Annotated in this window: 9 protein-coding genes, 1 pseudogene and 1 riboswitch; of the genes and pseudogenes, 7 read left to right on the plus strand and 3 right to left on the minus strand. The window is 63.4% G+C overall.

Annotation, left to right across the window (positions count from 1 at the left end):
* From JWQ24_RS25270 to JWQ24_RS25290, 5 genes and pseudogenes are all read left to right on the plus strand, one after another.
* Positions 1-342, plus strand: a 342-nt coding sequence (locus tag JWQ24_RS25270) for a ribulose bisphosphate carboxylase small subunit (RefSeq protein ID WP_299814262.1), incomplete at its 5' end; no start/stop codon positions are given.
* A 128-nt stretch (positions 343-470) separates the two neighbouring features.
* On the plus strand, positions 471-1,379 hold the full coding sequence (gene cbbX / locus JWQ24_RS25275) for a CbbX protein (RefSeq protein WP_299814265.1): 909 nt from the start codon (positions 471-473) through the stop codon (positions 1,377-1,379).
* An 84-nt stretch (positions 1,380-1,463) separates the two neighbouring features.
* Positions 1,464-1,787, plus strand: coding sequence for a hypothetical protein (locus tag JWQ24_RS25280; protein WP_299814268.1), 324 nt, complete (start codon positions 1,464-1,466; stop codon positions 1,785-1,787).
* An 87-nt stretch (positions 1,788-1,874) separates the two neighbouring features.
* Positions 1,875-1,973, plus strand: a riboswitch (glycine riboswitch).
* A gap of 148 nt (positions 1,974-2,121) precedes the next feature.
* Positions 2,122-3,365 (plus strand): annotated as a pseudogene (locus JWQ24_RS25285) (D-amino acid dehydrogenase).
* Between the two features lie 157 nt (positions 3,366-3,522).
* Positions 3,523-5,205, plus strand: a complete 1,683-nt coding sequence (locus tag JWQ24_RS25290; RefSeq protein ID WP_299814271.1) for a thiamine pyrophosphate-binding protein — start codon at positions 3,523-3,525, stop codon at positions 5,203-5,205.
* 28 nt (positions 5,206-5,233) lie between these two features.
* Here the strand turns inward: JWQ24_RS25290 and JWQ24_RS25295 are convergent, their stop codons facing one another.
* Together JWQ24_RS25295 and JWQ24_RS25300 are read right to left on the minus strand one after the other, a co-directional pair.
* Positions 5,234-7,195: a methyl-accepting chemotaxis protein gene (locus JWQ24_RS25295; RefSeq protein ID WP_299814274.1), complete on the minus strand. Its 1,962-nt coding sequence runs from the start codon at positions 7,193-7,195 to the stop codon at positions 5,234-5,236.
* A gap of 214 nt (positions 7,196-7,409) precedes the next feature.
* Positions 7,410-8,090: a Crp/Fnr family transcriptional regulator gene (locus JWQ24_RS25300; protein WP_299814277.1), complete on the minus strand. Its 681-nt coding sequence runs from the start codon at positions 8,088-8,090 to the stop codon at positions 7,410-7,412.
* 536 nt (positions 8,091-8,626) lie between these two features.
* Between JWQ24_RS25300 and JWQ24_RS25305 the strand changes: the two genes are divergently transcribed.
* Together JWQ24_RS25305 and JWQ24_RS25310 are read left to right on the plus strand one after the other, a co-directional pair.
* Positions 8,627-9,382 carry an ABC transporter ATP-binding protein gene (locus JWQ24_RS25305; protein ID WP_299814280.1) on the plus strand — a complete coding sequence of 252 codons (756 nt, stop codon included), beginning with the start codon at positions 8,627-8,629 and terminating at the stop codon, positions 9,380-9,382.
* A complete protein-coding gene (locus JWQ24_RS25310; RefSeq protein WP_299814283.1) occupies positions 9,379-10,899 on the plus strand; it encodes a permease in 1,521 nt (506 codons plus the stop codon). The genes JWQ24_RS25305 and JWQ24_RS25310 overlap by 4 nt, the downstream gene beginning before the upstream one ends.
* A gap of 26 nt (positions 10,900-10,925) precedes the next feature.
* Here JWQ24_RS25310 and JWQ24_RS25315 read toward each other — a convergent pair whose 3' ends face one another.
* The gene (locus JWQ24_RS25315; protein WP_299814286.1) at positions 10,926-11,774 is read right to left on the minus strand and encodes a transglutaminase family protein; all 849 of its coding nucleotides are present in this window, start codon (positions 11,772-11,774) and stop codon (positions 10,926-10,928) included.
* Positions 11,775-11,864: the final 90 nt, after the last annotated feature.

An 11,864-nucleotide genomic window follows, 5' to 3' on the forward strand; every position in this document is an offset into this window, starting at 1 on the left:
CTGGACAACGATTGGGCGGTGAACCTCGAATTCACTGACGATCCGCACCCCCGCAATAATTTCTGGGAGATGTGGGGGCTGCCGATGTTCGATCTGCGCGATGCCGCGGGCGTCATGATGGAACTCAACGAGTGCCGCAAGGTTTATGGCGAACGTTACATCCGGATGTCGGCGTTCGATTCCAGCCATGGCTGGGAATCGCAGCGACTGTCGTTCATCGTCAACCGGCCGAAGGACGAGCCCGGCTTCCGGCTGGAGCGGCATGAGGTCGATGGCCGCAACATCCGCTACACCACGACGTCCTACGCCGTCGATCGTCCCGAGGGTCATCGCTACACCTGAATGATTCCCTGGGTTCGGCGGACGCGTTTCCCCCATCGTTCCTGTGTCCGCCGGACGCCCTGCTCCGTCGCTGTGAAAGCGGCGACGGAGTTTTTTTGGATTGCGCACGTAGCGGTTGAGGTTTCGCAATGGATTTGGATGTCCCGCCGATGCCCGACAGGGTCAATCTCCGTGAGGAACTCGAGGCCGTCGGCATCGAGGAGGTACTCACGCAGCTCGATCGTGAACTGATCGGGCTGAAACCGGTCAAGACCCGGATTCGCGAGATCGCATCGCTGCTGCTGATCGAACGTATCCGCAAGCGGATGGGACTGACGTCGGAAGTGCCGACGCTGCATATGTCATTCTCCGGCAATCCCGGCACCGGCAAGACCACGGTGGCGCTGCGGATCGCCAGCATTTTGCACCGGCTCGGATTCGTCCGGCGCGGCCACGTAGTGTCGGTGACGCGCGACGAACTGGTTGGCCAGTATATCGGCCACACCGCGCCGAAGACCAAGGAGATCCTGAAGAAGGCGATGGGCGGCGTTTTGTTCATCGACGAAGCCTATTACCTGCACCGGCCCGACAACGAACGCGATTACGGCCAGGAAGCAATCGAGATCCTGTTGCAGGTGATGGAATCGCAGCGCGAGGATCTGGTGGTGATCCTCGCCGGCTATGGCGACCGCATGGACAAATTCTTTGCCAGCAATCCCGGCTTTCGCTCGCGCATTGCGCATCACATCGACTTTCCGGATTATTCGGATGCTGAGCTGTTCGCCATCGCCGGGCTGATGCTGCACGACATGAACTATCATTTCACGCCGGATTCGTCGGAGGCGTTCGTGCGCTACATCGCCTTGCGAAAGACGCAGCCGCTGTTCTCCAATGCACGTTCGATCCGCAATGCGCTGGACCGCATCCGGCTGCGCCAGGCCAACCGGCTCGTTACCGATCTCGACCGCGAGCTGACAGCCGATGATATCATGTCCATCGAGTCGTCTGACGTGCTGGCCAGTCGTGTGTTTGGAGAGATTCGAAATACGACAGGTTGAGGGCTTCTAAAATTCCGGGCACGAAAGCGATTGAGTGGGAAGGGCGCAGGCTCTAGAAAATCGCGGGTCGCAAAGGACACACGAATGAGTGCTCAGCCTGTCAAGGTCTCCGATATCACCGACGAGAGTTCGGCACAGACCTATCTCGATCAGATGATCATGACGACGTTCTGCCGCGTGCTCGATACGTCGCGGTTGCCGCCGTCGCTGGTGATGCGGCTGATTGCCACCGCTCTGGGGACGACCTATCGTGAGGTCGCCTCGGCGCATCTCGACGGGCAATGCCCATGCGGCTGGTGCCCGTTGCCCACGATCGACATCGAGGCGCTTCGTTCGTCGCTGGAGGAGGCTGCCGCGCCAAAACGCATCGACGATCTGCATTCGATGGTTGTGGCCGGCCGCGCCTGATCAGGCTTTCGCGCTCAATCAATCGGCAGGCCGCACAGAAACGCGGCTTGTCTGCGCGGCCGCGCGTGTTACATTGGTCACGTCCGATCAGACGATGCGGGAGAGATCGATACTGGCTTGCCGGTATCGGCGCCGAAGGAGCAACCCCCCGGGAAACTCTCAGGCACCAGGGACCGCTTCGTTGGACAATCTGGAGAGTGACGCTTCGAGCGTCCACCGAAGGGGATATCCGGCGCTCGCGCCGGTCAAGCTCTCAGGTACCCGCGACAGATGGGGATAGCCGGTCCGGACCACGTCCGGATCATGTCGTCCGTCTGAGCGAAAGAGACTACCCATGTCCCATATTGCCGTGATCGGCGCCGGTATCACCGGCGTCACGACCGCTTATGCCCTGATCGAAAAAGGCCACACCGTCACCGTCTTCGACCGCCATCGCTACGCCGCGATGGAGACTTCCTATGCCAATGGCGGGCAACTCTCTGCCAGCAATGCCGAAGTCTGGAACCACTGGTCGACGGTGCTGAAGGGGATCGGCTGGCTGTTCCGCCGCGATGCGCCGCTATCGCTCAACCTCACGCCGAGCTGGCACAAATATTCCTGGCTGGCCGAATTCGTCGGCAGCATTCCGCACTATCGCGCCAATACTATCGCCACGACCCGTCTGGCCATCGCCGCGCGCCAGCATCTGCTGGGCATGGCGCAGAAGGCCGGCGTCAGCTTCGATGTCGAGCAGCGCGGCATCCTGCATATCTATCACGATGCCAAGGGGCTCGACGTGGCGACCAGAGCCAATGCCTTGCTGGTTGAGGGCGGCCTCAGCCGCGACGCAGTCTCCGCCGACGAGATCCGCCACATCGAGCCGGCGCTGCACGGCAAGTATGCGGGCGGCTTCTTCACGCCGTCGGATTTTACCGGCGACATCCACAATTCACCCGCGGCGTGATGGCCTATTGCCAGCGGATGGGGGCGACGTTTGTCAGCGATACCGACGTTACCAGCCTTGCCGCGACCGCGGATGGTGTTCGTGTCGGCTGGTCGCTGTCGTCGGGAAGCCCCGATCCGGATAGGCACGTCGAGACCGCCCGGTTCGACGGCGTCGTGATCTGCGCCGGAATCGCCAGTCGCAAACTGGCGGCGATGCTCGGCGACCGCGTCAACGTCTATCCGGTGAAGGGCTATTCCATCACCGTCGAACTGAACGATGAAGCAAACCAGCAGGCGGCGCCCTGGGTCAGCCTGCTCGACGACAAGGCCAAGATCGTCACGAGCCGGCTCGGCGTCAACCGCTTTCGCGTGGCCGGCACTGCCGAGTTCAACGGCGCCAACCGGGACATCCGCGCCGATCGCGTGCAGCCTTTGGTCGACTGGACGCGCAAGCAGTTTCCGGGAATCGACACCAGCCGCGTGATCCCGTGGAGCGGCCTGCGGCCGATGATGCCCGACATGATGCCGCGCGTCGGTGCGGGTCGGAAGCCGGGCGTGTTCTACAACACCGGCCACGGCCATCTCGGCTGGACGCTGTCGGCGGCCACGGCGCAGATCGTCGCCGATCAGGTCTCGCTGGGGATGGCGGCCTGATCGCTGCTCCGGAGGCCCACTGAATCGTTGCGGCGGAGGTCGTGACGAAGATGTGAGCCTCCGGAGGGGGCGTGGACAAGGGAATTCCTTTAGACCTAAAGTACTTGGCCCGATCCTTGAATGGCGAGTGGGATCAAAACCGGTGCAAAGTGATCTCATGACCCCGCTCTCCCTTGCAGACAACGCCTCGGCCCTGACGCCTGTCTGGCGCGATGTGGCGCGCGCCATTGCTGACATCGGCGCAAAACGCTGCTTCGGCCTTGTCGGCGGCGCGAATTTCAAGGTCACGCTGGGGTTAACCGAACTTGGCGTTGAGTTTGTTGCGGCGCGTCATGAAGGCGGCGCAGTGTCGATGGCCGATGTCGCCGCGCGGCTGACGCGCGACCTCACCGTCGTCAGCGTCACCGCGGGGCCGGGTCTCACCAATGCGATCACCGGCATCGGCGAAGCCGCCAAGTCTGACACGCCGTTGCTGGTGCTGGCCGGCGACGTCAGTCGCGGCGATACGCAGTCGGCCTTTGCCTTCCATCAGGCCGAGTTGGTTCATGCCGTCGGCGCCGTCTGGCGGCAGATCGCCGATCCGCTCACCGCCTATGAAGATGCGTGGCAGGCGGCCGCACAGGCGCTGCGTGAGCGCCGGCCGGTGGTGCTTAGCCTGCCGATCGACGTGCAGGAAATGAAGGTGGCGGCGAGATTCGGCAGAAAGCATGCCGCGATTGCAAAGCGGGCGCCGCTCAACGCCGACCGGCTCAACGAACTCGTTGCCACGCTTCGTGCCGCGAAACGGCCGTTGATCCTGGCCGGCCACGGCGCGGTGGTCGCCGGCGCCGAAGCCTTGCTGGTTGAACTCGCCGATCGCACCGGCGCGCTGCTGGCGACCTCGGTGCAGGCGCATGGCATGTTCAGCGGGCATCCGTGGAATCTCGGCATTGCCGGCGGTTTCTCCTCGCCGGCTGCGGCGGAACTGATGGCGCAGAGCGACATGATCATGGCGTTCGGCATGTCGCTGAACATGTGGACCACCAAGAAAGGCAAACTGATCTCCGAACTGGCGCAACTGGTGCAGATCGATGTCGAGAAGGGCCGCATCGGCGTGCATCGCCCGGTCGATCTTGAACTGGAAGGCGATGCGGCGGCCGTTGCGACCGCGGTGCTGGCTGTGCTCGATGGTGACTTGCCGGGCTGGCGCACGCCTGACGTCGCCGCCGTGCTCGACGCCAAGAGCAATCGCCGCTTTGCCTATGCCGACACCAGCGATGCCGGGCACATCGACCCGCGCACGCTCAGCAAGGCGGTGGACGATATCCTGCCGAAGGACCGTACGGTCGTCGTCGATGGCGGCCATTTTGTCGGTTGGGTCGCGCGCTATCTGTCGGTGCCGGACCATCGCGGCTGGTGCATTCCGATTGCGTTCCAGTCGATCGGGCTCGGACTTGCCGGTGCGATCGGTGCGGCGGTGGTGCAGCCGGATCGCCTGACCGTGCTCGCGGTCGGCGACGGTGGTTTCCTGATGGCTATCGCCGAGCTGGAAACGGCGGTGCGATTGAAGAAGCGGCTGTGCATCTTCATCTACAATGACAGCGCCTACAGCGCCGAGGTGCATCATTTTGTGCCGGAGGGTTATTCCGCCGCGATGGCGCAATTCCCGGTGACCGATTTCGCGGCCATCGCCCGCGGCTATGGCGCCGATGGCGTGGTGGTGCGGACGCTGGACGATCTCGAACCTCTCAGGCGCTGGGTCGATGCCGGCGCGCAGGGCGTGTTCATCGTCGACGGCCGCATCAATCCCCGTCTGGTCGCGGACTGGTACCGCGACCTTTTCGGCGCCGCGAATCTGTAGTCAGCGCACATTGCGTGCATCTGCGCGCTTACGCCGCCCGCACTTCCCGCAGGAACGCATCGACCTGGGTCTTGAGGTCTTCGCCGTTGCGCGACAGATCGGCGGCGGAGTCGACCACGCGGCTGGCGGCGAGGCCGGTTTCGCGGGCGGCGTCGTTGACCCCGGCGATATTGTCCGAAACCTCGCCGGTGCCGCGCGCGGCATCCGCGACGTTGCGGGCGATCTCCAGCGTGGCGGCGCCCTGTTCCTCCACCGCGGCGGCGATCGCGCTGGCGATCTCGCTGACTTTGCCGATCGTCGAGGTGATGCCCTGGATCGAATCCACCGAGGAGCGGGTGGCAATCTGGATCGCGTTGACCTGCGTCGAGATCTCGTCCGTAGCCTTCGAGGTCTGCGTCGCCAGCGCCTTCACTTCGGAGGCGACCACCGCAAAGCCGCGGCCGGCCTCACCGGCACGCGCAGCCTCGATGGTGGCGTTGAGCGCGAGCAGGTTGGTTTGGGCCGCGATCTCGCTGATCAGCTTGACGACGTCGCCGATCTTCTGCGCAGCCTCGGCCAGGCTCTGCACTTCCGAATTGGTGGTGTTGGCCTGATTGACGGCTTCACCGGCAACGCGGGCGGATTCGTTGACCTGCTGGGCGATCTCGCTGATCGAGGCGTTGAGTTCCTCGATTGCGGCGGCGACTGCCTGGGCGCTTTGCGTGGCTTCCGCGGACGCCGAGGCGACGGCGGCGGTCTGCTGCATGGATTCTTCGGCGGTGGCGGCCATCGATTGCGCGGTATGGCGCAACTCGCCGGCGGCGGAGCCGACCGCGCCGACCACGCTGCCGACGCCGCTTTCAAAACGGTTGGCCAGTGCGTTCATCATGTCGCGGCGCTCGAGCTGGGTATGTTCGCGCTGCTGCTCCTGCGCGGCGCGCAATCGATCGGTTTCGATCAGGCCGTTCTTGAAGATTTCGACTGCGCCGGCCATCGAGCCGATCTCGTCCTTGCGACCAGCGCCGGGCACGACCACGGTGTGGTTGCCGGCGGCGATGGTGCGCATCGCTGATTCCAGCGCGCGGATCGGCTTCGCCATGCTGCGGCCCATCAGGGTCGCGACGGCGCCTGCCAGCACCAGCACGCAGGCCGAGATGATGGCGAGCCAGTTCAGCGACGAGCGCATCAAGGCACGATAGGTGCTGGTGTCGCGGGTAATTTCAAACACCGCCACGTTCTCGCCGGAGAAGCTCTTGATCGCGCCGAAGGTTGTCGCGACCGGCTTGTCGTTGATTTCGCTGTATTGGGTAACGATGTCGCCAGCGATCGCGCGACGCAGCGCGGCCATGTCGGGCGCCGATGTCTTCAAGGTCGATGCGAGCGTCTTGGTGGCCTGCCCGTCGATCTGGTGAATGCCTACGTCGACGTTAAAGCGGGCTTTCATGCTCTCAACGAAGGTTTTGCCGAACGGCGCACCGACATCCATCGTGCCGAGGATCGTGTCGCCTTCGAAGATCGGGGCCGTACCGAAGAGGTTCAGTGCGTCGCGACCGGCTTCGATGCCGCCCACCGGCCTGCGCGTCGACATCGCCTGCACCACCATCTTGCGGCGGGCTCCGACGTCATCGCCAAAGGTTTCGGGCTTGTGCACGCGCATGAACGTGATTGATGGCGGCGTCTGCAGCGATATCAACTCCAGACCGCGCGGCGTCATCCGCTCCATAGCTTCCTTCATAAGGGCAATCGTCGCGTCGCGGTCCTTCGTGCGAACGCTGTCCTTGATCTGCTTCATCGACGCCAGCACTTCGGAAACGGCAAGCGCGGTGCGCGTCTCGGCGTTGAGGGCGGCGGTGAGGTTGGCGTAGTCGTCATGCGCCTCGCGGTCGAGCGCGGTATCGATAATGGCCTGCTGCTGCCACATGCTGAAGGCTGCGAGCGCGCCGCACGAGCCCGCCGTCACCAGCGTGATGGCCACGATCATGCGGGCTGAAATGGATTTTAGTGCGCGCATCTTGGTGCCCCTTAGTCCACGGCCGTAAATGGGCCGCAACGTGTCCCCGGTTAAAGAGATAGGGCGCACGCGTGAAGGAGCTCTTAATCAGGCAAAATCGCTGAGGCTTGGTTCCCACTTAATCGGCGTCGGGTAGTCAGCGCGCCCGCACGCCCGGGGGGCTTTGTGAAAAAGCATCTGAAGGTTGCGGCGGCGTGTGCGGATCCGACGCTTGCTAATCGGGGCGTTCGATCTGCGGCTTGTCATTCAACACGGCGTTGAGCAGCGAGTTATGGACCTCGATCTTGCCGTTATAGCTGATGAAGCCGAGCTTGCGAAACTTGTTCATGAAAAAGCTGACGCGCGAGCGCGTGGTGCCGATCATCTCGGCAAGGGTTTCCTGGCTCAGCTCAACCGCGATGGGTTGCGGGCGCCCTTCCTTGCCGAAATGCGCCAGGATCAGGAGCAACCGCGCCAGCCGCTTCTCGCTGGAATTGAACAGCTGATCGATCAGGTCCTCCTCGACCCGGCTGTTGCGGGTCAGCAGATAGGTCATAAACATCTCGGAAAACGCTGGCTCGTCATGCAGCGTGTTGAGCATCGCCGCTTTGGTGATCGAGGTGATGGTGCAATCTTCCAGCGCCGTGGTCGTGGCGATACGGAGCGGGTGGCCATTGAGGCAGCCCTCGCCAAAGAACTGCCCTGCCTCCAGGATGCCAACCACGGCCTCCTTGCCCTGTTCGGAAAGCACCGTGAGCTTGACCCTGCCTTTCTGGATGTAGAACACCGCTTCCGCGGTCTCGCCCTGGCAGAAGATGTTCTGATTTTTCTTGTACTCGCTGATCGCCTTTCCGTGGCCCACGTGGGCGACGAAGGCTGTCGGATCGAACGGGCCCTTGGTGGGTTTCCCCAGCATCGCTGATCTCGCATCACGGCACTGGCGTAGTGTAACCGCTATGTACGGTTTAGTACAAAGCTATTTTGGATTGTAGTTTGGCATTTCTCTATGGTGCTGATTCAAAACAAAAAAAAGGAGTTCCGTCGGGGAGGCGACGGAACTCCTTGCGCGATGCGGCGAGCCGTTGGGGCAGTGGAACTCGCTTCACCACGCAGGCGCGGAGGAAAGAAGAAACTTCTCATCCTGCTACTGTACGATGATGGTTTCGAAACGCATCCGATCGACCGTACTGGGTGCGAAAAGGGGGCGGCGGCCCCCGGACGCCAAGCGATTGACGCGACAAACCCATCATCATCATCAAATTGCACCACGCACCTCATTTGGTCTGCCCAATTTTGCTCAACCGTTACGAAATCATGACAGATCAGTTCACCGTACTTATGATCAAATGGATTTTGACGGCTGTCACGCTGCGTCCGATTTGGCGTGTCGCGTTCATCGCCCCGAAACAACTTCCCGTCAGGCTACCGGCTGCACAATGGTGAACCCAAGTCATGATCCCGCAGCATGCGTCCGCCCTCGAACTGCGAGGGTTAACGAAACGTTTCGACCGTCCCGCCGTCGATCGCCTCGATCTCACCATTCGATCAGGCGAATTCTACGCGTTGCTCGGCGCCAATGGCGCCGGCAAGACGACGACGTTGCGCATGGTGGCCGGTCTGCTGCGTCCTGACGCGGGCTCGGTCAGCGTACTGGGCATCGATGCGCTGGCGGATCCCGTGGCGGCCAAGCAGATCACCGCCTGGGTGTCCGACGAGCCAATGATCTACGACAAGCTGACGCCGCTGGAATATCTCGAATTCGTCGCCGGCCTATGGGGCTGCGACGCGGCTAAAGCCGAGCGCACCGCGCACGAACTGCTGACATCGCTGGGTCTGGCGTCGCATTGGCACGAACGCTGCGAAGGCTTCTCCAAGGGCATGCGGCAGAAAGTGGCGCTGGCCGGCGCACTGGTGCACGATCCCCGCCTGATCATTCTCGACGAGCCTTTGACCGGACTCGATGCCGTCTCGGCGCGCCATGTCAAAAGCCTGCTGCAGTCGCGCGTGCAGGCCGGCTGCACGGTGATCATGACAACGCATATTCTCGAAGTCGCCGAACGCATGGCCGATCGGATCGGCGTGATCTCGGCCGGCCGGTTGATTGCGGAGGGAACGTTGACCGAATTGCGCCAGCAGAACGGGCAGAGCGACACCAGCCTTGAGGACATGTTTGTGGCGCTGGTGGGAAGCGCGCCGGCTGTAGCATGAGCCAGCCCGGCGTGACCTGGTTCGCCGGCCACGAGATCCGGCTGGCATGGCGCGAGATGCTCGGCATGCTGACGGCCGGCCGTCGCTGGCGCACCCACAGCGCATCGATCCTGCTGGTGGTGTTCGTCCTGTTCCTGCATCTGCCGGCCTATGCCGTGGTCGGCCGCTTCAGTGATCTGAGCGCGCCGCTCGACCAGGGCACGCTGATCGTCATGACGGCGAGCATCTTCCTCGCCTGGGCGCTGATGTTGTCGCAGGCGATCGAGTCCGTCACGCGGGTGTTTTATGCCCGCGCCGATCTCGACCTCATCATGTCGTCGCCGGTGGCGCTGACCCATGTATTCTCGGTTCGTATAGCGGCGATTGCCGTCACCGTCACCGTGATGGCGATGCTGCTCGCAACGCCGTTCATCGATATCCTGGTGATCGCAGGCGGGCTGCACTGGTTCGCCGCCTATGGCGTCGTAATCGCGATCGGGCTGTCGGCTTCGGCGGTGGCCATCGCCGTCACGGTCGGGTTGTTCCGGCTGTGCGGTCCGGCGAAAACGCGCGTGGTGGCGCAGATCATTTCAGCGATCACCGGCGCCGGCTTCGTCATCGCGCTGCAGGTCGCAGCTATCCTGTCCTATGGCACCATGTCGCGTTTTGCGGTGCTGACGTCGGAGGCGGCGTCGTCGTTCGCGCCGGGGCCGGACAGTCTCGTGTGGTGGCCGGCGCGCGCAATGCTCGGCGATGGCGGCGCGTTGTTGCCGCTGATCGCCGGCAGCCTGCTGTTGCTTGGCGTGGCGATGGCGCTGTTCTCGCCGCGCTTCAGCAACTATGTCGCCAGCGTTTCGCCCAAGGCCGCGATACATCGTGCCGGCGTATCGCGGGCGTTTCGGCCGGGCTCGCGGCCGAGCGCGCTGCGGCGCAAGGAATTTTTGTTGCTGTGGCGCGATCCGTGGCTGATGTCGCAGACCTTGATGCAATTGCTTTACCTGCTGCCGCCGGCCCTGATGATGTGGCACAGCTTCGGCGAAAGCGCGGGCGCCTTCATCGTGCTGGCGCCGGTGATCGTGATGGCCGCGGGGCAACTCGCCGGCGGGCTGGCGTGGCTGACGATCTCCGGCGAAGACGCCGCCGATCTGGTCGCCACCGCGCCGCTGCCGGCGTCATCAGTCACCGCAGCCAAGATTGAGGTGGTGTTGATCATCATCGCTGTGGTGCTGGCGCCATTGATCGCTGGCTTGGCGTTCATATCGCTGACGCTGGCCGCAACCACCGCGCTGGCCGCGATCGTCGCGGCGGGATCGGCGACCTCGATCCAGCTCTGGTTCCGCGTGCAGGCGCGGCGCAGCCAGTTCCGCCGACGCCAGACCTCGTCGCGCATCGCGACCTTTGCCGAGGCCTTTGCTTCGATAGGCTGGGCCGCAACGGCCGCCCTGGCCATCGTGATGCCGATCGGCGCCGGCATCACGGCGCTGCTGACAGCGGGCGTGATGGCGCTGACCTGGAAGGTCAGCCCAGCGCGAACGTAGGTCCGCGCGGCCAGCCGTAGACAACGTCACGCCACCATCGAAATCGGCGCCACGGCGGGCGCGGCGTCCGCCGTCACTTCGTCCGTGATCACCGTGAACCGCTCCAGTGGCGCCGGCCCGAACGACGTCGAGATCGCGACGTCCGCGGCGTCGCGGCCGCGGGCCATCACGATGCGGCCGATGCGGGGATGATTGTGGCGGGCATCGAACGTGTACCAGCGGCCTTCGAGATAGACCTCGAACCAGGCGCTGAAATCCATCGGCGCAGGATCAATGGGCACGCCGATGTCGCCGAGATAGCCGGTGCAATAGCGCGCCGGGATGTTCATGCAGCGGCACAGTGTCACCGCGAGATGGGCAAAGTCGCGGCACACGCCGACGCGCTCCTCGTGGCCTTCGGAGGCGGTGCGGTCGTTGCGGGCGTGGTGATAGCCGAAGGTGATGCGCTCGTGCGCGTAATCGCAGATCGCCTGCACGCGCTGCCAACCGGCGGGGACGCCGGCGAACATGGACCAAGCCAGTTCCGACAATTTCTGGGTGTCGCAATAGCGGCTGCCGAGCAAATAGACGAACACATCGTCCGGCAATTTCGCGATAGGAGTCTGCCGGGCGCCGGGCGCGACGGCGTCCGGCATTCCGCTGTCGGAGATCAGGAACTCGTTTCTGATTTCGATCAGGCCGGGCGGGAAGATGACCCGCGTACAGGTGTTGCCGAACATGTCCAGGTAGTCGCGGGCCTGAACGTCGCTCGAAAACGCAATCCTGTGCGGGCTCTGCAGGTCTTTCGCCCGCGAGGGATGAATGCTCAGCATCAGGATCATGGGTGTTTCCTGATGGCACTGGAACGCAATGTCGTAGCCCACACGAATCTGCACCGAGTATCTCCATGTGTTCGGCAATCGAATAATAGTTGCCAAACAAGTGTAGTCGTCGGACTTCGTTCCCGGGTTCAGCCGGCGGAACCT

Origin of the sequence: Tardiphaga sp. (assembly GCF_028290495.1) — a bacterium.
GTDB lineage: Bacteria > Pseudomonadota > Alphaproteobacteria > Rhizobiales > Xanthobacteraceae > Tardiphaga.